The organism is Aureimonas phyllosphaerae (assembly GCF_900113065.1).
GTDB lineage: Bacteria > Pseudomonadota > Alphaproteobacteria > Rhizobiales > Rhizobiaceae > Aureimonas > Aureimonas phyllosphaerae.
In genome coordinates, this window is sequence record NZ_FOOA01000003.1 from 65,532 (window position 1) to 87,463 (window position 21,932).

20 protein-coding genes are annotated in these 21,932 nt (G+C 66.4%); 10 read left to right on the top strand and 10 right to left on the bottom strand.

All coding sequences use genetic code 11. The annotated features are described in order from the left end of the window. The first annotated feature begins 1 nt into the window (after window position 1). From BM175_RS05440 to glpK, 5 genes are all read left to right on the top strand, one after another. Complete coding sequence (locus tag BM175_RS05440; protein WP_055886867.1) at window positions 2–889, top strand: carbohydrate ABC transporter permease; 888 nt, start codon at window positions 2–4, stop codon at window positions 887–889. A gap of 86 nt (window positions 890–975) precedes the next feature. Then, on the top strand, window positions 976–1,788 hold the full coding sequence (locus tag BM175_RS05445; RefSeq protein ID WP_090961240.1) for a carbohydrate ABC transporter permease: 813 nt from the start codon (window positions 976–978) through the stop codon (window positions 1,786–1,788). A gap of 10 nt (window positions 1,789–1,798) precedes the next feature. Next, on the top strand, window positions 1,799–2,083 hold the full coding sequence (locus BM175_RS05450) for a DUF2160 domain-containing protein (RefSeq protein WP_090960404.1): 285 nt from the start codon (window positions 1,799–1,801) through the stop codon (window positions 2,081–2,083). A gap of 106 nt (window positions 2,084–2,189) precedes the next feature. Then, window positions 2,190–3,959 carry an ABC transporter substrate-binding protein gene (locus BM175_RS05455; protein WP_416358434.1) on the top strand — a complete coding sequence of 590 codons (1,770 nt, stop codon included), beginning with the start codon at window positions 2,190–2,192 and terminating at the stop codon, window positions 3,957–3,959. 78 nt (window positions 3,960–4,037) lie between these two features. Beyond that, window positions 4,038–5,537, top strand: a complete 1,500-nt coding sequence (glpK, locus tag BM175_RS05460; protein WP_090960410.1) for a glycerol kinase GlpK — start codon at window positions 4,038–4,040, stop codon at window positions 5,535–5,537. Between the two features lie 157 nt (window positions 5,538–5,694). On the opposite strand, the gene BM175_RS05465 is transcribed toward glpK, so the two are convergent. From BM175_RS05465 to BM175_RS05475, 3 genes are all read right to left on the bottom strand, one after another. After that, entirely contained in the window at window positions 5,695–7,155 is a 1,461-nt protein-coding gene (locus BM175_RS05465) for an FAD-binding oxidoreductase (RefSeq protein ID WP_090960413.1), read from the bottom strand. 72 nt (window positions 7,156–7,227) lie between these two features. Next, window positions 7,228–7,968 (bottom strand): response regulator, encoded by a 741-nt coding sequence (locus BM175_RS05470; RefSeq protein ID WP_090960415.1) that lies wholly within the window; start codon window positions 7,966–7,968, stop codon window positions 7,228–7,230. Continuing rightward, entirely contained in the window at window positions 7,965–9,134 is a 1,170-nt protein-coding gene (locus BM175_RS05475; RefSeq protein WP_244545913.1) for a GAF domain-containing sensor histidine kinase, read from the bottom strand. The genes BM175_RS05470 and BM175_RS05475 overlap by 4 nt, the downstream gene beginning before the upstream one ends. A gap of 329 nt (window positions 9,135–9,463) precedes the next feature. Between BM175_RS05475 and BM175_RS05480 the strand changes: the two genes are divergently transcribed. The 5 genes from BM175_RS05480 to BM175_RS05500 all read left to right on the top strand — a co-directional run bounded on the left by BM175_RS05480 (window position 9,464) and on the right by BM175_RS05500 (window position 14,879). Beyond that, window positions 9,464–10,477, top strand: a complete 1,014-nt coding sequence (locus tag BM175_RS05480) for an ABC transporter substrate-binding protein (protein WP_090960420.1) — start codon at window positions 9,464–9,466, stop codon at window positions 10,475–10,477. A gap of 70 nt (window positions 10,478–10,547) precedes the next feature. Next, window positions 10,548–12,053, top strand: coding sequence for an ATP-binding cassette domain-containing protein (locus BM175_RS05485; protein WP_244545887.1), 1,506 nt, complete (start codon window positions 10,548–10,550; stop codon window positions 12,051–12,053). Next, window positions 12,050–12,994 (top strand): ABC transporter permease, encoded by a 945-nt coding sequence (locus tag BM175_RS05490; RefSeq protein WP_090960423.1) that lies wholly within the window; start codon window positions 12,050–12,052, stop codon window positions 12,992–12,994. The genes BM175_RS05485 and BM175_RS05490 overlap by 4 nt, the downstream gene beginning before the upstream one ends. Next, the gene (locus tag BM175_RS05495) at window positions 12,991–13,965 is read left to right on the top strand and encodes an ABC transporter permease (RefSeq protein ID WP_090960425.1); all 975 of its coding nucleotides are present in this window, start codon (window positions 12,991–12,993) and stop codon (window positions 13,963–13,965) included. The genes BM175_RS05490 and BM175_RS05495 overlap by 4 nt, the downstream gene beginning before the upstream one ends. An 11-nt stretch (window positions 13,966–13,976) precedes the next feature. Continuing rightward, complete coding sequence (locus BM175_RS05500; RefSeq protein ID WP_090960428.1) at window positions 13,977–14,879, top strand: SMP-30/gluconolactonase/LRE family protein; 903 nt, start codon at window positions 13,977–13,979, stop codon at window positions 14,877–14,879. A 12-nt stretch (window positions 14,880–14,891) separates the two neighbouring features. Here the strand turns inward: BM175_RS05500 and BM175_RS05505 are convergent, their stop codons facing one another. From BM175_RS05505 to flhA, 7 genes are all read right to left on the bottom strand, one after another. Then, window positions 14,892–17,075, bottom strand: coding sequence for a DUF1217 domain-containing protein (locus BM175_RS05505; protein ID WP_090960431.1), 2,184 nt, complete (start codon window positions 17,073–17,075; stop codon window positions 14,892–14,894). Between the two features lie 93 nt (window positions 17,076–17,168). Then, complete coding sequence (locus BM175_RS05510) at window positions 17,169–17,642, bottom strand: hypothetical protein (protein ID WP_090960433.1); 474 nt, start codon at window positions 17,640–17,642, stop codon at window positions 17,169–17,171. Beyond that, entirely contained in the window at window positions 17,639–17,992 is a 354-nt protein-coding gene (locus BM175_RS05515; protein WP_090960436.1) for a hypothetical protein, read from the bottom strand. The genes BM175_RS05510 and BM175_RS05515 overlap by 4 nt, the downstream gene beginning before the upstream one ends. A gap of 71 nt (window positions 17,993–18,063) precedes the next feature. Further along, window positions 18,064–18,498 (bottom strand): rod-binding protein, encoded by a 435-nt coding sequence (locus BM175_RS05520; RefSeq protein ID WP_090960439.1) that lies wholly within the window; start codon window positions 18,496–18,498, stop codon window positions 18,064–18,066. 83 nt (window positions 18,499–18,581) lie between these two features. After that, entirely contained in the window at window positions 18,582–18,986 is a 405-nt protein-coding gene (locus tag BM175_RS05525; protein ID WP_090960442.1) for a hypothetical protein, read from the bottom strand. Then, window positions 18,983–19,738, bottom strand: a complete 756-nt coding sequence (locus tag BM175_RS05530) for a flagellar biosynthetic protein FliR (RefSeq protein WP_090960443.1) — start codon at window positions 19,736–19,738, stop codon at window positions 18,983–18,985. Before BM175_RS05530 ends, BM175_RS05525 begins: the two co-directional genes overlap by 4 nt. Beyond that, window positions 19,735–21,831 carry a flagellar biosynthesis protein FlhA gene (flhA, locus tag BM175_RS05535; protein ID WP_090960446.1) on the bottom strand — a complete coding sequence of 699 codons (2,097 nt, stop codon included), beginning with the start codon at window positions 21,829–21,831 and terminating at the stop codon, window positions 19,735–19,737. Before flhA ends, BM175_RS05530 begins: the two co-directional genes overlap by 4 nt. Window positions 21,832–21,932: the final 101 nt, after the last annotated feature.

The window sequence follows — 21,932 nt, forward strand, 5'->3', positions numbered from 1 at the left end:
CATGGAAAAGACCTGGAACAACAAGGCCTGGTTCATGGTGCTGCCGGTGCTGCTGCTGGTGGCCTTCTCCGCGGTGATCCCGCTGATGACCGTGGTCAACTACTCGGTGCAGGACTCGTTCGGAAACAACGAGTTCTTCTGGGCCGGGACCGAGTGGTTCACCGACGTCCTCCAGTCCTCGCGCTTTCACGACGCGCTGGTGCGCAACCTGATCTTCTCCGGCATCATCCTTGCGATCGAGGTGCCGCTCGGCATCCTCGTGGCGCTGGCCATGCCGAAGAAGGGCATCTGGGTGCCGGTCTGCCTCGTACTCATGGCCCTGCCGCTCCTCATTCCCTGGAACGTCGTCGGCACGATCTGGCAGGTGTTCGGGCGCACCGACATCGGCCTGCTCGGGCACACGCTGGCGAGCCTCGGCATCCCGTACAACTATGTGCAGAACTCGTTCGACGCCTGGGCGACGCTCATCGTCATGGATGTCTGGCACTGGACGAGCCTCGTCGTTCTCCTCTGCTACGCCGGCCTCGTCTCGATCCCCGACGCCTATTATCAGGCCGCCAAGATCGATGGCGCCTCGCGCTGGGCGGTGTTTCGCTACATCCAGCTGCCCAAGATGGGCCGCGTGCTCCTGATTGCCGTGCTGCTGCGCTTCATGGATAGCTTCATGATCTACACCGAACCCTTCGTGGTGACGGGCGGCGGTCCGGGCAACTCGACGACCTTCCTGTCGATCGATCTCGTCAAGACCGCGGTCGGGCAATTCGACCTCGGACCGGCCGCTGCGATGAGCCTGATCTACTTCCTGATCGTGCTCCTTCTGTCCTGGGTCTTCTACACGGTGATGACCAACGCCGGCACCGATCGGCCGAGCGCGGGAGACCAGGCATGAGTGCGACCACTGTCTCCACTGGCGAGGCACATGCTGCCATTCCGCCGGCGCTGCATTCCGAACAGGCGCTGAAGGCGCGCTCGCGCATGGCGTCCGGCCGGTTCCGGCCCAAAGCCCTGATCCCGGCGATCTACATCCTGTTCCTGCTCCTGCCGATCTACTGGCTCGTCAACATGAGCTTCAAGACGAACCAGGAGATCGTGTCGACCTTCACGCTGTGGCCGCAGAACCCGACGCTCGACAACTACCGGACGATCTTCACCGACCCGTCCTGGTACTCCGGCTACATCAACTCGATCATCTATGTCGTCATGAACATGGTGATTTCGGTCTCGGTGGCGTTGCCGGCGGCCTACGCCTTCTCGCGCTACCGGTTCCTCGGCGACAAGCACCTGTTCTTCTGGCTGCTGACCAACCGCATGGCGCCGCCGGCCGTCTTCGCTCTGCCCTTCTTCCAGCTCTACTCGGCCTTCGGCCTGATCGACACGCACATCGCGGTGGCGCTCGCGCACTGTCTGTTCAACGTGCCGCTGGCGGTGTGGATCCTGGAAGGCTTCATGTCCGGCGTGCCGAAGGAGATCGACGAGACCGCCTATATCGACGGCTACTCGTTCCCGCGCTTCTTCTTCAAGATCTTCATGCCGCTGATCGCGAGCGGCATCGGCGTTGCCGCCTTCTTCTGCTTCATGTTCTCCTGGGTCGAACTCCTGATCGCCCGCACGCTGACGGTGACCGACGCCAAGCCGATCTCCGCCATCATGACGCGCACGGTCTCGGCTTCCGGCATGGACTGGGGCGTCCTCGCGGCCGCCGGCGCCCTGACCATCATTCCCGGCGCGATCGTGATCTGGTTCGTCCGAAACTATATCGCCAAGGGCTTTGCCCTGGGCCGCGTCTGAGGAGGGACGAATGGACTTCTCATGGATGGCCTGGACCTGGCCGACCGCCGCCTTCTTCCTCTGCATCTTCGCCCTCATCGCCATGATGGGCGTCTGGGAGGTGGCGTCACCCGGCGGCAGCCCGCGGGTCGGCGTGCTGCGCTTCGAGACGACGCGCGGCGACCGCCTGTTCGTCTCGCTGCTCGGCTCGGCCTTCATCTGCCTCGGCTCGCTGTTCCTCTTTCCCGACGCCCAGCTCTGGTGGGCGCTGGGTGTCTGCCTCGTCTATGCGGGGCTCGTGTTCCGCTTCGTCTGAAGCGGCGGAAAACCCCGTCGCGCGCGGCCGGTCGCGCGGGAGGGCTCGTCGGACCGGCCGCAGACTGCATGGCTCTTGGGAGGAGACCGACATGAAGAAACATTGGATGATGAGCGCGGCGGGCATTGCCATCGCGCTCGCCGCCGGGCCGGCCTTTGCCGACATGAACGCGGCCAAATCGTTCCTCGACGCCGAGATCAAGGACCAGTCCAGTCTCTCGCGCGCCGAGCAGGAAGCGGAGATGCAGTGGTTCATCGATGCCGCGAAGCCCTTCGCCGGCATGGAGATCAAGGTCGTCTCCGAGAACATCACGACCCATGACTACGAGTCGAAGGTGCTTGCGAAGGCCTTCTCCGACATCACCGGCATCAAGCTGACGCACGACCTGATCGGCGAAGGCGACGTGATCGAGAAGCTGCAGACGCAGATGCAGTCGGGCGAGAACATCTACGACGCCTATGTCAACGATTCGGATCTGATCGGCACGCACTGGCGCTACAATCAGGTGCGCAACCTCACCGACTGGATGGCCGGCGAGGGGAAGGACGCCACCTCGCCGACCCTCGACATCGCCGACTTCATCGGCACCAGCTTCACCACGGCGCCCGACAAGAAGCTCTACCAGCTGCCCGATCAGCAGTTCGCCAACCTCTACTGGTTCCGCTACGACTGGTTTAACGACGAGAAGAACAAGGCCGACTTCAAGGCGAAGTACGGTTACGATCTCGGCGTTCCGGTCAACTGGTCGGCCTACGAGGACATCGCCGAATTCTTCACCGGTCGCGAGATCGACGGCAAGAGGGTCTACGGCCATATGGACTATGGCAAGAAAGACCCCTCGCTCGGCTGGCGCTTCACCGATGCCTGGCTTTCGATGGCCGGCAATGGCGATAAGGGCCTGCCGAACGGCCTGCCGGTGGATGAATGGGGCATCCGCGTCAACGACCAGTCGCAGCCGGTCGGCTCGTGCGTCGCCCGCGGCGGCGACACCAACGGTCCGGCGGCCGTCTACTCCATCGAGAAATATCTCGAGTGGCTGAAGAAATACGCTCCGCCGACCGCGCAGGGTATGAACTTCTCCGAGTCCGGCCCGGTGCCGGCGCAGGGCGAGATCGCACAGCAGATCTTCTGGTACACGGCCTTCACGGCCGATGCCGTCAAGAAGGGCCTGCCGGTGGTCAACGAGGACGGTACGCCGAAGTGGCGCATGGCCCCCTCGCCGCACGGCGTCTATTGGGTCGAGGGCATGAAGCTCGGCTACCAGGACGTCGGCTCGTGGACGCTGATGCAGTCCACGCCGACCGAGCGTGCCAAGGCCGCTTGGCTCTATGCCCAGTTCGTCACGTCCAAGACGGTGGACGTGAAGAAGAGCCACATGGGTCTCACCTTCGTGCGTGAATCGACGATCCGGCACCAGAGCTTCACCGACCGCGCCAAGGACCTCGGCGGCCTCGTCGAATTCTACCGCTCGCCGGCTCGCAAGCAGTGGTCGCCGACCGGCACGAACGTTCCCGACTACCCGAAGCTCGCCCAGCTCTGGTGGCAGGCGATCGGTGACGCGGCGGCCGGCAACAAGACCCCGCAGGAAGCCATGGACTCGCTCTGCGCCGAGCAGGAGAAGGTCATGGCGCGCCTCGAGCGGGCTGGCGTGCAGGGCGAGAAGGGACCGAAGCTCAATGAGGAGCACGATCTCGCGTACTGGAACGCCGAGGCTCAGAAGAACGGCACCCTCGCTCCCCAGATGAAGAAGGAGAACGAGAAGGAAAAGCCGATCACGGTCAACTATGACGAGCTCGTCAAGAGCTGGTCCGACATGGCCCAGGGCGGCGACGCCGGCATGACGGCCACGCCCGCTTCGGCAACGCCGAAGAACTGACCGCTGCGCCTTGAATGACGCGGGAGGGCCGGTCGACCGGCCCTCCCGCACCCGTTTGAAACCAGAGGGCTTCGCTTCATGACCGGATACGTGCTGGCGATCGATCAGGGCACCACGTCCTCGCGCGCCATCGTCTTCGACGATTCGTTCCGCGTGATCGGTGTTGGCCAGCAGGAGTTCGAACAGATCCTGCCTCGCTCGGGCTGGGTCGAGCACGACCCAGAAGCGATCTGGCGCTCCGTCGTCGAGACGGTGAAGACGGCGCTCGCCGACGCATCCCTCTCAGCCAGGGACATCGCCGGCATCGGCATCACCAACCAGCGCGAGACGACGCTGATCTGGGACCGCGAAACCGGCCAGCCGATCCACAATGCCATCGTCTGGCAGGACCGGCGGACCGCCGACATCTGTCGCCGCCTTGCGGAGGACGGCGCGGAGGGGATGATCTCCGAGCGCACCGGCCTCGTGATCGATCCCTATTTCGCGGGCACCAAGATCGCCTGGATGCTCGACAACGTGGCGGGCGCGCGTGCCAAGGCCGAAGCCGGCAAGCTCGCCTTCGGCACCGTCGATACGTTCCTGCTCTGGCGCCTGACGGGCGGGCGCGTCCACGCGACCGACGCCACAAACGCCTCGCGCACCATGCTCTTCGACACCCAGCGCAACGAGTGGGACGACGAGTTGCTGCGCCTTTTCCGAGTGCCGCGCGCGATCCTCCCCGAGGTGCGCGACTGCGCGGCCGATTTCGGCACGACCGACGCCTCGCTCTTCGGCGAGGGCATCCGCATCTGCGGCATCGCCGGCGACCAGCATGCCGCCACGCTCGGCAACGCGTGCTTCCGGCCGGGCATGATGAAGTCGACCTACGGCACCGGATGCTTTGCCGTGCTCAACACCGGCACGGAGCGTGTTCGCTCGGCGAACCGGCTCCTGTCCACCATCGCCTACCGGCTGAACGGGAAGACGACCTACGCGCTGGAAGGCTCGATTTTCATCGCCGGCGCCGCGGTGCAATGGCTGCGTGACGGGTTGAAGATCGTCGAGAAGGCATCAGACACCGGACCAATGGCGACGCGCGCCGACGAGGGGCAGGACGTCTATCTCGTGCCCGCCTTCACCGGCCTCGGCGCGCCGTGGTGGGACGCCGAGGCGCGCGGCGCAATCTATGGGCTGACGCGCAACACGGGGCCGAACGAGATCGCCCGCGCGGCGCTGGAAGCCGTCTGCTTCCAGACGGCAGACCTCCTGTCGGCCATGCGCCGCGACTGGAAGGGCGCGTCCGACACGGTGCTGCGGGTCGACGGCGGCATGGTCGCGAGCGACTGGACGATGCAGCGTCTCGCAGACATTCTCAACGCGCCGGTAGACCGACCGACTGTCCTGGAGACCACGGCACTCGGCGCCGCCTGGCTCGCAGGGCATCACTGCGGCGCGTGGCCTGACATGGGCGGCTTTTCGGCCCGCTGGCGGCTGGAACGCCGCTTCGAGCCGGCGATGGGAGCCGTGGAGCGCGGCGCCAAGCTGAAAGGCTGGTCGCAGGCGGTGCGCCGTACGTTGACGGAAACGGTGGCCGGTTAGAGGCGACCCGACTAGCGCAGGGACAAGGCAGCGGCGGATTTCATCTCCTAGCGCGAAGCCAGACGCCGGCGCCATCGTCGAGCGTCGAGCGTCGAGCGTCGAGACCGTTCATGGAATGCGCCGGCGGGTCGTCTTGGCGCCCCTCCGACGCAGCGCCTCAGAAGACGGTCACGTCCGCCCCGTCGCGCGGCGAAGCGATCTGGCAGCCCGGATTGAAGAGGTCCGCAGGATCGAGCAGCGCCTTGATGCCGGTGAGAATCTCCTGCTGCACGGGCGATCGGCGCGCGGCGAAGTCGTCGCGCTTCAGTCGCCCGATTCCATGTTCGGCGCTGATGCCCCCCTGATAGCGATCGACGATCGCGTTCAGCACCTTCTTGGCCGACGCCAGCTTCGCGTCGCGCTCCTCGCGCGGCAGGCCGGCCGGCGGCAACACGTTGAAATGGATGTTGCCGTCGCCGACATGGCCGTAGGCAACGGGCAGGCAGTCCGGCAGACGTAGGGCCATTTCCCGCATGCCCTCCTCGATGAACGCGGCGACCTTGGACGGCGGCACGGACAAGTCGGTGCGAAGGTGGACGCCGCGCTTCGCCTGCCCCTCGTTCATGCCGTCGCGGATCTGCCAAAGGTCGGCAGCCTGCGACTGCGAAGCCGCGAGGACGCCGTCGATCACATAGCCGCGTTCCATCGCGAGTTCGAAGAAGCGCTCGACCAGGGGCTTCAGATCGAGCGAGCCCGTGGCCGCGACATCGATCAGCGCATAGGCTGGCGCATCGGCGATCTGCGGCAGCGCGAGGCTCGGATCCGCTTCCTTCGCCAGCGTCATGCCCTCCGGCGGCACCAGCTCGAAGGCCGACAGGAGATCGCAACATTCGCGCCGCGCCAGCGCATAGAGCGCCATCACGTCGTTGCGGTCGGCTAGCGCCAGGAACGCCGTCTCGACATGCGAAGGCTTCGGGACGAGGCGGATCGCGGCGGCCGTGATGAGGCCGAGCGTCCCTTCGGCGCCGATGAAGAGCTGCTTGAGATCGAGGCCGGAATTGTTCTTGCGCAGCGTCGACAGGCCGTTCCAGACCGTCCCGTCGGCCAGCACCACCTCGAGGCCGAGGATCATCTCGCGCGTCATGCCGTAGCGTAGAACGTTGATGCCGCCGGCATTGGTCGAGATGTTGCCGCCGATCTGGGCGCTTCCCTCCGCGCCGAGCGACAGTGGGAAGAACAGGTCCTCCGCTTCGGCCGCGTCCTTGATTGCGGCGAGCACGCAGCCGGCCTCGACCACGGCGGAAAAGTCGGCCGCGTCGATGCCGCGGATGCGGTTCATGCGCTCGGTCGAGACGACGACGTGGCCTCGCGCGCTCGTCGGAAGCGCCCCCAACACCAGCCCCGTGTTGCCGCCCTGCGGAACCACGGCCAGCCCATGTTCGGCGCAGAAGCGCACCATGGCGGACGCCTCTTCCGTGTCGCCGGGCCGCAGAACGGCGACCGCGCTGCCCTCGACGTCGCCGTGCCAGTCCCGCCGGTAGCGCAGCGTGTCGGTCGGCTCGGTCAGGACGGAGCGCGGCCCGAAGCGCTCCAGCATCATCGCAGCCAGATCCGCGGCGTTGGTCAGCTTGGTATCCATACTCGTATCCTCCCGGTCTCCGCTCGATGGCACGCCTCACCAAGCGGATTCAAGTTCGTATCCTTGTGCTGGCTAGCCGGCAGGCGTCCGGGCCCCGTTGCGCTCGAGCCAGGTTTGAAGCTCGGCCTCGGCCTGATCGAGCCCGGCACGGTTCAGGAGCCGGCGCATCATGGCCAGACTGACGCAGCGCGTTCGCAGGTTGAAGAGGTCGGCACCGCCCGCGCCGTCATAGGCGCCCACCTTCTCGTAGACCTGCTGCAGCCGGTTCTGGACGCTGCGCAGCGAAATGCCGCGACGCTCGGCGATCATCCGGTCGGTGAGGCCGAGGGCGAGATCGACGAGCACCTCGTATTCGACGTCGGACAACCCTTCCGAACGATTGGCCGCCTTCTGCTGGACGCCGCGGATCTCGCGATCGATCACGCACTGCCCCTCGACGAAGACGCCCTTCAGCGCGAGCCCAAGCCGTTCCTCGGATGCCGACTTCAGGATGTAGCCGTAGGCCGCGCCCGCCGGCACGATGCGCGAGACACCGCGCACATAGGCTTCGTCCGCGTAGTTCGACCAGAAGATGATGCTGGTGTCCGGCCGGTCGCGCCACAGGGAGCGGGCCAACTCGACGCCGGTCCGGCGGGGCATCTGGAGATCGACCACGATCGCGCGGGCCTCAAAGCGCCGGGCGAGCTTCTCGCCCTCCTCGCCGTCCGCTGCCTCGATCAGCGAGCGCCCCGGCAGCACGGCGCGGATCACGTCGCGCAGGAAAGCGCGGTGCACGGCGTCGTCTTCGACGAGAAGAATGTCCTGTTCGCTCACCGCGAAGCTCTCCGTTCGATCGGCAGGACCAGCGACATCAGGGTTCCGCGCCCGCCCGGCAACCCGTCGAGGAAGAAGCTTGCCGAAATGAGCCGGGCCCGCGTCTGCATGTTTCGGATGCCGCCGACCCGGCGACGCTGCGGCATCGGCGCAAAGCCCACGCCGTCGTCACGCACCTCGATCTGCAGGGCGCCATCCTTGCGCACGGCGATGCCAACGTCGATCCGCGACGGATCGGCGTGCCGCGCGGCGTTGTTGACGGCCTCCTGCACGATGCGGAACAACGCCACGCGAAGTGCCGGATCGAGTTCGTCGACGAGACCATCGCTGGTGTCGCCGAGCTGCCACTGTATCCCGCTGTCGGCGGCCACGCGTCCGAGAAAGTCTTCGACACCCTCGGCGAAGCCGAACAGTTCGAGGACATTGGGTCGAGCGTCGTCGATGATGCGCCGGAGTTCGCCGACACAGCGATGAAGTCCGACGATCGCCGGCGACAGGCTGTCGGGATCGACCGGCCCTTCGCGCAGCGCCTCCAGACGTCGGACGATGCGGGTCAGGTCCGCCAGCGTCTGGTCGTGAAGGTCCATGCCGATCCGCTGGCGCTCTCGCTCCAGTTCCTCCGTCAGGCGGAGCGCCCCTTCGCGCAGGCCCTCCTCGCGAGCCCGCCCCTCGGCCTCCTCGATGGCGAGGCGGCGCGTCTCTTGGCTGGCGCGCAGGGCGTAGAAGTAAGGAGCCAGGAGGTCCGCGACGTGCCGCGCCAGCGAGGCGTCGCCCTCGCCGTAGAAGTCGGCATCGTGCTTGGAACAGGAGAAGGCGCCGATCACCTCGCCGCGCACGAGAAGCGCGGTGTGGATCCGCGAGCGCAGGTTCTGGTCGAAGATCGGGTGATTGAAGGCGCCCTCGAACCGGAAGCGCGGGTCCAGCGTCGCATCGCCCGTCCGCATCACGAGGGTCTCGCCCTGCAGGATGCTGCGGATCGGGCTTCCCGATACGGGAACGGGGTGCGGGTTCAGGCTCCAGTCCGTGTGGAGTCCGGCCTCGTAGGCGGCGTGGATCGTGCCCTCCGAACCGAGGAGGCAGATGTCGAGATGGTCGTGCGGCAGCACATCGCCGAGCTCGGCCGAGACCGCCTGAATCGCCGCCTGAAAATCGAGATGACCCGCCATCGCTCGCGAGATGCGCAGAAGGTGTGCGAACACGGCCTCCGAACCCGGCACGGCTCGGACGGGCGCTTCGGCGGGCAGGACGTTGCGGGCAAGGGTCATGGCCCGATCGCATCATGTTTGCGGTCGCGCCGCCAGCCCGCAACGCGCGGTCGACGGTGGAAGCGACGCACGACGTTTGCGGGAACCCGCAAAAGCCTTGCGCAAATCGGGTTGGACATCCGCCTTCGCGGCGTTCCACACTGCGCTTCGGCCGTCGGGAGCGGCCAAGCCTCGCGCGTCGCGCGCCGGGCCGGATGGGAGGGCCGATGCGGCCCATGGGAGGACAACTGATGCTGAAGCATCTTCTGATGGCCGGCACGGCCGCTGCATGCCTTTTCGCCGCCGGCTCGGCCTTCGCCGACACCGCGGACAAGACCATCGCCCTGTCGAACAACTATGCCGGCAACTCCTGGCGCCAGGCGATGCTGCAAAGCTGGAAGACGGTCACCGACAAGGCCGTCGCGGACGGCGTCGTGAAGTCGGCCGACGCCTTCACGACCGCCGAGAACCAAGCGACCGAGCAGGCCGCGCAGATCCAGAACATGATCCTGCAGGGCTACGACGCGATTGTCATCAATGCGGCCTCGCCGACCGCGCTGAACGGTGCGGTCAAGGAAGCCTGCGACGCGGGCATCACGGTCGTGTCGTTCGACGGCATCGTGACCGAGCCTTGCGCCTGGCGCGTCGCGGTCGACTTCAAGAAGATGGGCTCGGGCCAGCTCGACTACCTCGCCAAGCGCTATCCCGACGGCGGCAACCTGCTCGAGATCCGCGGCCTCGCCGGCACGTCGGTCGATACCGAGATCCACGAGGGCATCGCGGCGGGCGTCGCGGCCAACCCGAAGTTCAAGATCGTCTCCGAGGTCCAGGGCGACTGGACGCAGACCGTGGCCCAGAAGTCGGTCGCGGGCGTCCTGCCGAGCATCCCGCAGGTCGTCGGCGTGGTGACGCAGGGCGGCGACGGGTTCGGCGCGGCGGAAGCCTTCACCGCCGCCGGCCGCCCGACGCCGACCATCATCATGGGTAACCGCCAGGACGAGCTCGCCTGGTGGAAGCAGCAGAAGGACAAGGACGGCTACGAGACCATGTCGGTTTCGATTGCACCGGGCGTCTCGACGCTGGCCTTCTGGGTGGCGCAACAGATCCTCGACGGACAGGAAGTGCCGAAGGATCTCGTCGTACCGTTCCTGTCGATCGACCAGGCCGGGCTCGAAGAGTCGCTGAAGACGACCCCGGAAGGCGGCGTCGCCAATGTCGAGTACAGCCAGGACGACGCCAAGAAGGTGATCGCCGAGGCGAAGTGACGCCAAGCGGCGGAGGACGCATCCCGTCCTTCGCCGCCTGCTTCCGCGATTCGATTTCGAGAGCTGCCTCATGATGCCATCCGACGGCGGCCCCGCGCCCGCCCACGCATCCGCACGCCCGCTTGTGGACCTTCGCGGCGTCGCGAAGGCCTACGGCGCCGTGCGCGCGCTTGGCGGCGTCGACTTCGCGATCGCGCCGGGCGAGTGCGTCGGCCTCGCAGGCCACAACGGCGCGGGCAAATCGACGCTGATGCAGGTGCTCGCTGGCAATGTGCGACCCGATGCGGGGACGCTGTCGGTCTTGGGATCGGACGAAACGGGCCGCTATTCCGTCGAGCGGGCGGGCAAGCTCGGGGTGCGCTGCGTCTTCCAGGAACTCTCGCTCTGCCCGAACCTGACCGTAACCGAGAATGCGCGCGTCCGGCATCCCTTCCTCAAGGGGTTCGGCTGGCGCAAGCGCGCGGCGCGGCTCATCACCGGGCAACTCGACACGATCTTTCCGGGACATGGCATCCGGCCGGGCGACCTTGTCTCCGACCTCGCCCTCGGCCAGCGGCAGATGGTCGAGATCGCGACGGTCTTCGCGGCCGGCGAGACGCCGCTCTCGCTCGTCATCCTCGACGAGCCGACCTCCTCGCTCGACGCGCAGGTGGCGAGCCAGTTGCTCGCCCATGTCCGGCGCTTCGTGGAAGGCGGCGGGAGCGTCGTCCTGATCTCCCACATCCTCGGTGAAATTCTCGAAACCTGCGACCGCATCATCGTCATGAGCGACGGCAAGGTGGTCGCCGACCGCCCGGCACGGGACTTCACACGCCATTCGCTGGTCGAGGCGATGGGCCATGTCGCGCATGGATCGGAGGAGACCGCCGAAGCGGCGGCCGCCCCCCGATCCGCGGCGCCGATCGTTGCGTCCGCCGCGCCGCCGCGCCAGGGCAACGGTCGCCGCGTCGAGGCACGCCGTGGCGAGATCATCGGGCTCGGTGGCCTCGCGGGCCACGGACAGACGGCGCTGCTGGTGCTTCTGCAGAACGCGTCGGGCGGACGCTCGCGCTACGCCGAGCTTCAGGGCCGCACGGCCTTCGTCGCCGGCGACCGGCAAACCGATGGCGTGTTCCCGCTCTGGTCGATCGGCGGCAACGTCACGGTCCGATCGCTGAAAGCCATGAGCCGTTTCGGGCTGATCAACCCGAACGCCGAGCGCGCCATGGAGGAGGAGTGGAAGGCGCGCATCGCGATCCGCACGCCGGACATGGCCAACGGCATCCTGACACTGTCCGGCGGCAACCAGCAGAAGGCGCTGTTCGCGCGTGCACTGGCCTCCGACGCCGACATCGTCCTGATGGACGATCCGATGCGCGGCGTCGACATCGGCACCAAGCAGGAGGTCTACGCCCTGATCCGCGCAGAGGCTGCCAAAGGCCGCACCTTCCTCTGGTACACGACGGAGTTCGACGAATTGCGCGCCTGCGACCACGTCTATGTCTTCCGGTCCGGGCGCATCGTGGCCGACATGGCGCGCAGCGAACTGTCGGAAGCGCGGGTCCTCCAATCCTCCTTCGAGGAGAGCGCGGCATGACGCGCTCCCCTGCCCTCGCCCGCACGCTGCGCGACCTGCTTCCGCCGATCTCGCTGGCGCTGCTCCTCGTCGCGATCTTCGTCATCCAGCCGCGCGCGATGAGCTATCTCGGCCTGTCGCTGATGCTCAACCTCGCGCTTCCGATCGCACTCGCGACGATGGCGCAGCTCTGCGTCATCGCGGTCAACGATCTCGACCTGTCGATCGGCGGCTTCGTGTCCTTCGTCGCCTGCATCGGCGCGACGCTGATGAACGAGACGCCGCTCTACGGCATTCTCGCGCTCGCCGGCTGCATCGGCGTCTACGCGCTCCTCGGCGCGCTGATCCACCTGCGGAACTTGCCGTCGATCGTCGTCACGCTCGGCATGAGCTTCGTCTGGCTCGGCGCTGCCGTGCTTCTCCTGCCGAGCCCCGGCGGCACCGCTCCGACCTGGCTCTCCGGCCTCGTGAAGCTGAAGACGCCGCTCGTGCCGCTCACCATCATCGCGAGCGCGCTGCTTGCCGTCGCGGGGCACTTCCTCCTGATGCGTTCGTCCTTCGGCGTGGTGCTGCGCGGTGCCGGCGGCAATCCGCAGGCGGTCCAGCGTGCCGGCTGGTCGCTCCTGCGCGCCAAGATGACGATGTATGCGCTCTGCGGGTTCTTCGGCGTCTTGTCCGGCCTCGCGCTGGTCGGGCTCACCACCTCGGCGGATGCCAACATCGCCCTCCGCTACACGCTCCTGTCGATCGCGGGCGTGATCCTGGGCGGCGGCGAGTTCACCGGCGGACGCATCTCGCCGATCGGCGCGGTGCTCGGGGCACTGACCCTCACGCTCGCGGGATCGCTCCTCTCGTTCCTGCGCATCTCGCCGGACTGGCAGATCGGGGCGCAGGGAGCGATCCTGATCGTGGTGCTGGCGCTGCGCGCCCTCGTCAACCGCGTGGAAAGGCAGGCGGCATGAAGAGCGCGACCACCCCCTCCCCGGCGACGCGCCGAGCGGGCCCGAGCCGTCCCTGGATCTTCTCGTTCCTCGGCGCGGGCGCGGTGTTTCTCGCCACCATCGCCTTCACCGGCGGCACGGGCGCCGGCCAAATCCTCTCCACCGCCCTCACCTTCGCGACGATGTACGTGATCGTCGGCCTTGGGCAGATGTTCGTCATCACGACGGGGCCGGGCAACGTCGACCTCTCGATCCCCTCGACGATCGCGCTTGCGGGCGCCGTTTCGATGACGGTCATGGGCGGCAACGATGCGATGATCCTGCCGGGGCTTCTCGCCGCGCTCGGGGTCGGCGTCGTGGTCGGCTGCTTCAACTTCGCGCTGATCCGGCTTCTCCAGATCCCGCCGATCATCGCGACCCTTTCGGCGAGCTTCCTGATCCAGTCGGTCGCCATCGCCTATGGTCGCGGCCTGCGCGTGCGCCCGCCGGAAGCCTTCGGCGACTTCACCACCGGCCGCATCCTCGGCATCCCTTATCTGGCGATCGCGACGCTGGTCCTGTGCATCCTGATGGGGGTCGTCCTTCACCGCACCGTCTACGGCCGGTCGATCGCCGCGATCGGGCAGAACGCGCGCGCTGCCTCGCTCGCGGGCATTCCCGTCGAGCGGCTGCGTTGGGTGACCTACGTCCTGTCGGCCGTCCTCGCGGGCCTTTGCGGCGCGGTCCTCGCCGGCTTCTCCGGCGGCTCGTCGCTCAACATGGGCGAGGAGTATCTCCTCGCCTCGATCGCGGTGGTCGTGGTGGGCGGATCGTCGGTTTCCGGCGGCCAGTCGAACGTTCCGGGCCTCTGGGGCGCGTCGATCTTCCTCTACCTCCTGGTGACGATGCTCAACACGTTCGGCGTCGGCGCAGGGCTGCGGCTGCTGCTCACCGGCCTCATCATCATCGCCATCATCACGATCGCCGGCGGTCCGAAGACCGGGCGCAACTGAGGAATTCGTCCATGGCGATCATGACGCCGTACCAGATCGACGACGAGCGCTTCGAGGCGCTCACCCTCCTCAACGTGGAACTCGAGGTGCTGTTCGACGGCTGCCGCTGGGCGGAAGGGCCCGTCTGGTTCGCCGATGCCGGCCACCTCGTGTGGAGCGACATCCCGAACAACCGGATGATGCGCCACATCCCCGATGTCGGCACGTCGGTCTTCCGGCAGGGCTCGAACTTCTCGAACGGCAACACCCGCGACCGTCAGGGGCGGCTGATGTCCTGCGAGCACGGCACGCGGCGCGTGACACGCACCGAGATCGACGGCTCGATCACGGTGATCGCCGACATGTTCGAGGGCAAGCGGCTGAACTCGCCGAACGACCTCGTGGTACGCTCGGACGGCTCGATCTGGTTCACCGACCCGACCTACGGGATCATGGGCGACTACGAGGGCTCGAAGGCCGAGCCCGAACAGCCGGTCCGCGGCGTCTACCGGGTGGACGGGCAGAGCGGTGACATTCGCCGGGTCGTGGACGACTTCCTCCAGCCGAACGGCCTCGCCTTCTCGCCGGACGAGAGCGTCCTTTACGTCGCCGATTCCGGCGCGAGCCACACCCACGGCGCGCCGACCCACATCCGTCGCTTCCGGGTCGAGGGCGAAACGCTGAAGGACGACGGCGTCTTCTGCGTGATCGACGTCGGCGTTCCCGACGGCATCCGCGTGGATACGGCTGGCAACCTCTGGTCGAGCGCGGCGGACGGCGTCCACTGCTTTGCGCAGGACGGCACGCGCCTCGGCAAGATCCTGGTGCCGCAGGTCGTTGCGAACCTCTGCTTCGGCGGTCCGCGGCGCAATCGCCTGTTCATCACGGCGACGCGTTCGCTCTATGCGATATATGTGGGTGCCCGCGGCCTTTAAGGCCCCGCACCGTCACAGAAGGCTGATGATGCCGTTCGATCCTGCGCTGTTTCCGAACAGCGCCAGGATCGGCGAGGACGCCGCGCTGTTCTGGCTGTCGTAGATCGACGAGAAGCGGACGATGAACTTGTCGAGCTTCTTGGCGTCCTGGAAATCCTTGAAGTCGATCTTGGATTCCAGAAGCTTCGCCTGGCTCTCGATCGCCATGCCGGAAATGCCGGCGGGAAGGCCGAGGGCCGTACGGGCGACCTCAAAGAGCGCCTTGTCGGCGAGGATGCCGTAGGCCGAGGTCACGTCGGGCGCCTTGCGCAGGAAGTAGAGGGCGAGCCGCGCGCCCTCGCTCTGTTCTCCGACCTGGCTCTCCATCGTCTGGAGCAGGAAGCGGTTCTGCGTCGAGAGCAGCTTCGCACCCGACTGAACCCCCTCGCCGTCGCGCTGGATCGTTCCGGACGGCGTGAAGTTGAAGGCCGACACAAGGTCGACATATCGCTTGTCGCCCTTGGCGTTCGCGAAGCTCTTCGGGTCGCCGAGATCGCTCGTGAACAGTCGCTTCAGGTCGCGGTCGGACAGGTTTTCGTCCGAGAGGCCGTACGCCTTCAACGCGTAGGCGACCGTCTTCTTGTCGTCGAGAAGATCGTCGAGCGACCTCACTTTGCCGATCGCGCCGAGATAGGTCTCGGTGTCCTTGCGGATCAGTTCCTTCTTGGCGGCGTTCACATCGGTTCCGAAGGAGGCCGTGTAGAGCGAGCCGGTCGCGGTCTGCGCGGACACGGACTGGGCGAGACGCTGGGTCGTCGCCTTCCCGTCAGGGCCAAAGTTGAACGCGGCGGCGAGACGCTCGTAGCGTTCGTCCTTGAGACGCGAGACGTAGCTCGTCGGATCGGACGGATCGCTGAGCAGAACGCGCCGGATCTTGGATGACGACTCCGTGCTCGGGTCGATGTCGAAGGCGGTCAGAATGTAGTCGAAGGCAGACTTGCCGAAGGCGGCGTCGCGACCGAGGAGGTCGTTGATCGTCTTCATGTTGGACAGGCGCGCCTGGAAGACGGACGTCTTGCGCTTGTCGTCCTGCAGGGCGAACGTCTGGTAGTTCTGATAGAACCGGTCCTCGATGCCCTGCGCGTCGAAGCCGGTGGCGAACACGGTGCCGCCGTTGGCACGAGTGCCGTCGGCCTTAAACGCGAAGGCGGCGTTCAGGGCCGTGAAACGCTGCTTGGACGCGATTTCCTCGGCCGTCGTCTCCGGCATCTGCGCGAGCGCGCTGTTGGCGTCGCCACGCTGCGAGCGCAGGATGTTCTCGACGAAGCCGGCCGACGTCAGCGACGGGTCGATGCCAAAGGCGCTGAGCGTATAGTTCAGAAGCTGCGGGTCGCTGGCGAGTTTCCCCGCCGTATCGACGCCGGCGATCGCCTGCTGGAAATAGGTCGTCTTCACGGCGGCGGCTTGCGACGTCGCGCCGGCACCCCTGCTGTCGAAGTAGGTCGAGGAGAGGTCCGCGATCTGCGCCGCGGTCTGCAGCGGCATATTCGCCTTGATGCTGCCGTCGGCATTGAAATTGAACATGTCGCGCAGCGCGACGAGGCCGGGATGGCTCGACAGCGTGCCGCCCGTCAGGGCCTGGCGGATCGCATCCTTGTTGGAGGGCAGAGGCTCGAGATCGGTGGCCTTCTCCAGGAACGACAGCAATGCCGGGTCGTTCACGATCGCACCCGCCACATCCGGATTTGTTGTGCCCTGGACGAGTTCGCCCAGCCTGGCCTTGAACGCGTTGACGTCGGCGCTGGCGCGCGTGGCGAGCGTCACCCGGTGGGAGCTGTAGGCTTCCGTAAGGGCTTCCGTCTGCGAAGCGGTCTGGATCGCCGCCTTGCTGGCGGAGCCGAACTGAAAGGCAGCGGCAAATTCACGATAGCGCTTGTCGACGAGCTTGTTGGCGAAGCTGTCGGTCTTCGACAGGTCGCTTTCCAGCACCTTGCGCATCAGACCCTTGGACTGGATCTGATCTTCCAGCCCATAGGCCTTCATCGCGTATGCGTAGAGCCGCTGGTCCTTCAGGAGGTCTTCCGGCGTCTTCACCTTGCCGATGTTCGCCTTGTAGTAGTCGGCGTCGCGTTCGACGGTCGCCTGGCTCGCGATGCGCGCCAGCGACTTGGCCATGTCGGCGCTGTAGAGGCGGTAGTTCATCAGGGTCGAAAGCACGGCACCAGCCTTTGTCGGGCGCGCCCATGCCGGCGCGGGACATTCGCACCATTCTCGCGCGTCATGATGAACCGTTCGTAAAGAACCGTTCGGCTACTTGGTCTTCAGGACCTCGCCGCCGAGCTGGTTCTTGGGGAGGAAATCGAACTGGTCGATCATCACGTCTTCCACCACCGGCTTGCCGTACTTGGTGTTGACGTTGTCCTTCAGCTCCGCCAGCAAGGCCGGCAGGTCGTAGCGCTCCGGGTTGCGGAAGTCGAAGCTCGTGACCGAATAGACCGACTTGAACGCCTGATCGAGGATGATGGGCTCGGGCGGCACGGCGAGCGCCGCTGCCGTCTTGCCGTCGATCGTGTAGACGAAGCGGGCCAGGACATAGCCCTGGATGGCATTCTCGGCGATGATCGGCACGGCGATCGTGTCGGTCTTCTTGTAGTCGAGACCTTCGAAGTAGTTGGCGGGCGGCGGCGCCTCCTGCGCAGCGCCGGCCGTCATGTTGGCGACGGCATAGCCCGTCCCCAACGTGACCAGACACACCCAGATGCCGATGCCCAGGATCTTGATCATCCGTTCCGCCTGCCGCCGTTCTGAGGCGCAACATAGGTGCCGTCGGACTCGGCTTCCGCGATCGCGCGCGTGATGAGACCGGCCACCTCGGCCGTGGCTTCCATATGAAGCTCGAGGAGACGGCTGTTGTCGTCGAGGCGCTCGCGCAGGACGGTGAGGCGCGTGCGCAGACCATCGCTGACGCTCTCCGGCTCGATGCCCCGCGAGATGCGGGTCAGTTCCAAGAGGCTCTGGTTCTTGCGATGGCTGATGTCCCCCAGCCCCGTGTGGTCGCCGGCCTGCAGCGCCATCATCTCCCCGGCGATGACAGCTTCGAGCCTGTTAATCGCCTGTGTCAGAACCGCTTCCAATGCCTCAACCCTTTTCAGATGCGGACGAGCCGCTTGTGTTTCGTTGCCAGGGGCTCCCAACCCCCGGGTCGTCAGGCCTTCGTCGTATCGACGACCGGAGCCTTGCCCCCGCCTCGACCGTCCTTTTCCAGCATCTCGGCGATCCCGACCCCGCCGGCCTTGGCCATCTCGTCGCCGATCCGCTCGGCCAGCATCGAACGCCAGATATTGCCGGCCGTGCCCGTGCCGAAGAACGCGGTGTTCTTGGAGGGGAGCATGCTTTCGACGAAGTTGCGCAGCACGAAGGCCTCGAACTTCTGCAGAGGCTTCAGTTCGGCGCTGCGCGAGCTCTGATGGTGGAAGTTCACCTCGTCCAGGGTCGCGTCGGCGGAAACGGGCGCGGCCTGCATGGCCGCCTCGAAGGCTTGCGTCTGCGATCCGGCGTCGACCTTGCGGGTCGCGGCCGACGGCGCGGACTGGTCCGCGCGCAAGGCCGGCAGCGGGCCCGCGAGAGCTGAAACGGTCATGGAGGACAATCCCGGAGTTCGATCGCACCGCGACACCTCGTTCGGTGCCGCGATCGGCTGACACGATTCGTAGACCAGTCCACTTATTCGAAACTTGCGGCCCGTGCGGCGAGATGGTCTTCTAGAGCCAGCAGGAGTTCGGAGCGCTCCGTGGCGGCACGCTCGGTCGCCTCGGCTTTATCGGCGGCGCGCTCCAGGCGCTTCTCGGTCGCCTGCGCCTTCTGAACCTTCTCGCGCGCGACGGCCTCCCTCGCCTGCGTCTCGCGCAGCACGACGTCGTTCCGCCGGAGCGCCGCGGCCTTTCCTTCCAGAAACAGACCCTGCATCAGCGACTGGGAGCCCAAGGTCTCGAGGAGCTCGCGCTCGGTCTCGCGAAGGCGCGTTTCCTCGCGCACCAGTTCGCCGAGCCGCCATTCCTCCAGCTGGCGCATCTTCTCCTGAACGTCCCGCACGCGCGCGAGACGCGCTGCCCGGCTTTGTCCGCTCATCCGTTCAGCACCCAGTTGCGGAAGCCCTCGATGAACAGCGTCAGGTAGTCGCCGATCGAGAAGCCGAGAAGAACGAGGCCGCCGGCCAGAACGAAGGGCAGCGAGATGAAGTAGACCGGGATCTGCGGCGTCATCTTGTTGGCAAGGCCGATCGCGAAGTTGACGATCACGGCATAGACGACGAAGGGGCTGGCGATCCGCAGGCAGAGGTGAAAGGTCTCGTCGAGATTGTCGACGAGTGAGGCCAGCCCCGAGCGGATCGAGAAGCCAAGCTCGACCGGCATCGCGCGGTAAGACGCCAGAAGTGCCTGCACGATCTCGGCATGCAGGTTGAGTGAGAAGATGAGGACGGTCGCCGTCAGCGTGATTAGCGAGACCAATGCGGGGTCCGCCTCGTGCCCCTCGATCGGCACGCCGAGGGTCTGGCCCATGCCGATCGCGTTGGCGATGACGCTGCCGGAGAACTGCAGCGCGATCATGAAGACGCGGCCGAGAAGGCCGATCAGCAGCCCGTTCAGGAGTTCGCCGAACATCATCGCGATGCGCATGTCGTCGGACGCGCCGCGCACCAGCGGCATGATGTCGGGCAAAAGCCGCGGCGCGACCGCGAAGGCGATCGCCACCGCCACGAACAGGCGAATCTGCGCCGGGATGCGCATGGAGGAGAAGCCCGGCAGGACCATCAGGCACGAGCCGATCCGGCAGAACACCAGAAAGGCCGAGAGGACGAGGACCTCGACGTCCGGCGTCACGCGATCGACCCGAGCGCCTTGATGTCGACGCCACGCGCAATCTCGAGATGCGACAGCACCGGCAGGTTGACGAAGATCCGCTCGATCATCATTCGCACGTAGGGGCGCGCATCGGGCGAGGCGACGAGGACGAAGTTCTCGCCCTGGTCGGTCTTCTCGCGAATCACCTTGGAGGCTTCCGTCGCGAACTGTTCGACGAGGCGCGGATCGATATCGAACTCGATGACGTCGCCCTTGGCGTCGCGCTTGAGCGCCTGATGGAAGGCAAGATCCCAGCGGTTGCCGAGGCGCAGGACGCCGAGCTGCCCGTTGTGAAGGAGATCGCCGCAGATCTGCTGCGCCATGCGCGTGCGCACGTGCTCGACGATCTTTTCCGATCGACGGACATGCGGCGCGATCTCGGCGATGGCCTCGAGGATCAGCGTGAGGTTGCGGATCGAGACGCGCTCGGCAAGGAGGAGCTTCAGGACGGCCTGAAGGCCGGAATAGCTCATGTGCGTCGGCACGATCTCCTCGATGAGCCGCTTGTACTCCGGCTCCAGCCGGTCGAGCAGCGAACGCATGTCCTTGTAGGACAGGAGGTGCGCAAGGTTGTTGCGCATCACCTCCGACAGGTGCGTCAGGATGATCGACAGCGTGTCGACCGGTTCGAAACCGGCGCGGCGGGCGGACGAGGCGAAGGTTTCCGAAATCCACGCGGCACGAAGGCCGAAGGCCGGCTCCTTCGTCAGGTCGTGCGGCATGTCGGGCGCGGGCGCGTCGCCAAGCACGATGAGAAGGTCGCCGAGGCGCACCTCCTGCGTCGCGACCGTGGTGCCGTGGACCTTGATCGCATAAGCCTTGCCGCCGATCGACAGGTCGTCCGACAGCTTGATCTCGGGGATCACGAAGCCGTAGCGCGAGGCGAAGCGGCGGCGCATCTTGCCGACGCGGTTGGCCAGCTCGTCGCGCGAGAAGGACAGGTGCGCGGCCACCTGCTTGCCGAGCACGAGCTCGACCTCGATGATGCGCAGCGACTCCTTGACCGACTGGCGTTCGGCTTCCACGGCCTGAGCCTCCTGCTCGCGCTTGGCGACCTGCACCTTCTCCGCTTCCGTCGCCCGGCGACGCGGGATGACATAGGCGATCGTGCCCAAAAGGACGGCGACGATGGCGAAGGGCATGAAGGGCAGGCCCGGCAGCAGCGACAGCACGAAGAGCAGCGCGGCGGCCACCATCAGCGCGCGCGGGTAGTGCCCGAGCTGCATCATGATGGCGCTCTCGGCCGCGCCGCGCGTACCGCCTTTCGAGACCAGAAGGCCGGCGGCGAGCGAGACGACGAGCGCCGGAATCTGCGTGACGAGACCGTCGCCGACCGACAGCTTCACGAAGACGTCGGCGGCATGCGCGGCGTCCATGCCGTGGCGCGTGACGCCGATGATGATGCCACCGAAAATGTTGACGGCCGTGATGATGAGACCGGCGATGGCGTCGCCGCGCACGAACTTCGAGGCACCGTCCATCGAGCCGAAGAACGAGCTTTCCTCTTCCAGTTCGCGGCGACGGGTCTGCGCCTGCTTTTCGTCGATAAGGCCGGCCGAAAGGTCGGCGTCGATTGCCATCTGCTTGCCGGGAATGGCGTCGAGGGTGAAGCGCGCACCGACTTCCGCGATACGCGTCGCACCCTTTGTGATGACGAGGAAGTTGACGGTAATCAGGATGATGAAGACGACGATGCCGATGACGAAGTCGCCGCCCATCACGAACTGCGAGAAGCCGCCGATGACGTAGCCGGCCGCGTTGTGGCCTTCGTCGCCGTGGCTGAGGATGACGCGCGTCGTCGCGATGTTCAGCGACAGGCGCAGCATGGTCGCGAGCAGCAGCACCGTCGGAAAGGCCGAGAAGTCGAGCGGCTTCTCGATCCAGAGCGCCACCATCAGGATCAGGATCGACAGCGCGATCGAGACCACGAGACCGATGTCGATCAGGAAGGACGGGATCGGTACGAACAGCACCGCGAGGATCGCGACGATGCCGAGCGCGAAGCCGATGTCGCGCATGCTGGCGCGCGGCGGCAGTGCTGATGAGGAAATCTTGAGGGTGTCGACGGCCATGCGCATCGGTCCTGGACGGCTGGCCGGGCGCGCGGCGCGGACAGCGGGATCGTTAACGCTTTCTTGCCATTTCGATCTGGTGCCGGGCTGGCGCAGGGCCC

Bases quoted from the DNA above. Each gene is read 5' to 3' on its own strand.
- BM175_RS05440 (WP_055886867.1), top strand. From the start codon at position 2: ATGGAAAAGACCTGGAACAACAAGGCCTGGTTCATGGTGCTGCCGGTG.
- BM175_RS05445 (WP_090961240.1), top strand. From the start codon at position 976: ATGGCGTCCGGCCGGTTCCGGCCCAAAGCCCTGATCCCGGCGATCTAC.
- BM175_RS05450 (WP_090960404.1), top strand. From the start codon at position 1,799: ATGGACTTCTCATGGATGGCCTGGACCTGGCCGACCGCCGCCTTCTTC.
- BM175_RS05455 (WP_416358434.1), top strand. From the start codon at position 2,190: ATGATGAGCGCGGCGGGCATTGCCATCGCGCTCGCCGCCGGGCCGGCC.
- glpK (WP_090960410.1), top strand. From the start codon at position 4,038: ATGACCGGATACGTGCTGGCGATCGATCAGGGCACCACGTCCTCGCGC.
- BM175_RS05465 (WP_090960413.1), bottom strand. From the start codon at position 7,155: ATGGATACCAAGCTGACCAACGCCGCGGATCTGGCTGCGATGATGCTG.
- BM175_RS05475 (WP_244545913.1), bottom strand. From the start codon at position 9,134: ATGGCGGGTCATCTCGATTTTCAGGCGGCGATTCAGGCGGTCTCGGCC.
- BM175_RS05480 (WP_090960420.1), top strand. From the start codon at position 9,464: ATGCTGAAGCATCTTCTGATGGCCGGCACGGCCGCTGCATGCCTTTTC.
- BM175_RS05485 (WP_244545887.1), top strand. From the start codon at position 10,548: ATGATGCCATCCGACGGCGGCCCCGCGCCCGCCCACGCATCCGCACGC.
- BM175_RS05490 (WP_090960423.1), top strand. From the start codon at position 12,050: ATGACGCGCTCCCCTGCCCTCGCCCGCACGCTGCGCGACCTGCTTCCG.
- BM175_RS05495 (WP_090960425.1), top strand. From the start codon at position 12,991: ATGAAGAGCGCGACCACCCCCTCCCCGGCGACGCGCCGAGCGGGCCCG.
- BM175_RS05500 (WP_090960428.1), top strand. From the start codon at position 13,977: ATGGCGATCATGACGCCGTACCAGATCGACGACGAGCGCTTCGAGGCG.
- BM175_RS05510 (WP_090960433.1), bottom strand. From the start codon at position 17,642: ATGATCAAGATCCTGGGCATCGGCATCTGGGTGTGTCTGGTCACGTTG.
- BM175_RS05520 (WP_090960439.1), bottom strand. From the start codon at position 18,498: ATGACCGTTTCAGCTCTCGCGGGCCCGCTGCCGGCCTTGCGCGCGGAC.
- BM175_RS05525 (WP_090960442.1), bottom strand. From the start codon at position 18,986: ATGAGCGGACAAAGCCGGGCAGCGCGTCTCGCGCGCGTGCGGGACGTT.
- flhA (WP_090960446.1), bottom strand. From the start codon at position 21,831: ATGGCCGTCGACACCCTCAAGATTTCCTCATCAGCACTGCCGCCGCGC.